Here is a 1,370-nt window from a genome sequence, read left to right as displayed (position 1 = left end):
TCACACGGCGCCGACATACTCGCCGCGCGCCGGGTAGTCGTTCTTGATGATGAAATCCACGGCCTGCACCATCTCGGCAAAATTGGGGCGCACGAATGGCATCGACTGCACGGACAAGTAGTAGATGGTGCGATCGGATCGGATCAGGAAAACGCCAGGTTCCGAAAACAGGGCGGGTTCCTCAATGCCGATGGATGTCTTGCCGCGGGACGAGGAAATGTAGAGCCCCCACTTCCTTGCATCGGCGAGCGCGAGGCCGTACCCGATACGCAGATCCTTGGCACCCACTTTTTCCGCCATCGCCCGCGCGCGCGCTTCATCGTCTGAGCTGATCGCGACGGTCGTGACCCCACGCTGCGCAAACGCGGCGGTCTGTCGCTCCAGTTCCTTCAAGTAGTTGGCACAGACCGGGCAGTGCAGCCCTCGGTAGAAGCAGACGAGCGTCATGAGGCCTGGGCGTTCTTCAGCCAGGTCGAAGCGTCCGTGCTCGAGCGTGTCGAATGCCAGCGCGGGAGCCTGTTGTCTGGGTATGAGCATCAGTTTTCCATTCAGTGCTTGGTCGCAGAAGTTGCCACCGAATCCAGAAGATCCCATACTTTGGAAAACGAATGCTCCTAAATTCATGATCCAAAGTCCGAAGCCGCAGAGAAAGGTTGACCGACTCACAGCCTTCGTCGAGACCTTCAAGCTGGCGGCCATGGTCGTCCCGCTGCCGACGGTGATGAAAGGACCGACGCTTATCGTCGCCGGCACCGCGGATGGCCTTTCGGGCCAGGTGGTCTTCCGCTCCGGAGGCTTCGATCGATTTCCGCAGGACGTGCTGGTCGCCGCGCAAGTCGAATTCGACAACGACACCAATCCGTTGATGAATGCGATGCCCGAGGAGCTTTCGATCCAGCTGGATGAGGTGCCTGCGCTTCGGGCCACCGTAAGTGCATTCGTGGCCGAAGCGTTCGACAGCCGATGCGGACGTACCGCCGCCCTGGACCGTCTGGCCGAGGTCATCGTGCTGATGGTGCTGCGAAAGGCGATCGACGCCGGCACTGCCGAATCGGGCCTGCTTGCCGCGCTCGCCCATCCATCGCTGCATCGAGCCCTCGTCTCGATCCACGATATGCCGTCGCACGCCTGGAGGGTGGACGACCTCGCCATGCAGGCCGGAATGTCCCGCAGTCACTTCATGGCGCTCTTCCATGCGGTCGTTGGCACCACCCCGATGGCCTACCTCACAGCCTGGCGCCTCACCTTGGCACGTCGCCACCTTCAGTCCGGCGACACCGTCAAGGCGGTTGCCCGGCGTGCGGGCTTCGGAAGCGCGGCTGCGTTCTCGCGCGCCTATTCTCGAACGTATGGGTCTGCGCCCGCAGCGG

At 62.2% G+C, this 1,370-nt stretch carries 2 protein-coding genes; one reads left to right on the top strand and one right to left on the bottom strand.

Annotated elements, in window-relative coordinates:
• Window positions 1-537, bottom strand: a complete 537-nt coding sequence (locus EJI01_RS28295) for a peroxiredoxin-like family protein (protein WP_126840403.1) — start codon at window positions 535-537, stop codon at window positions 1-3.
• Between EJI01_RS28295 and EJI01_RS28290 the strand changes: the two genes are divergently transcribed.
• Window positions 530-1,370, top strand: an 841-nt coding sequence (locus EJI01_RS28290; RefSeq protein ID WP_260602742.1) for an AraC family transcriptional regulator, incomplete at its 3' end; no start/stop codon positions are given. The genes EJI01_RS28295 and EJI01_RS28290 overlap by 8 nt on opposite strands.

This window comes from Variovorax sp. MHTC-1 (assembly GCF_003984645.1).
Classification (GTDB): Bacteria; Pseudomonadota; Gammaproteobacteria; order Burkholderiales; family Burkholderiaceae_C; genus Variovorax.
The sequence above is the reverse complement of the archived record's forward strand: the minus strand, read 5'-3'. Positions and strand labels throughout refer to the sequence as shown.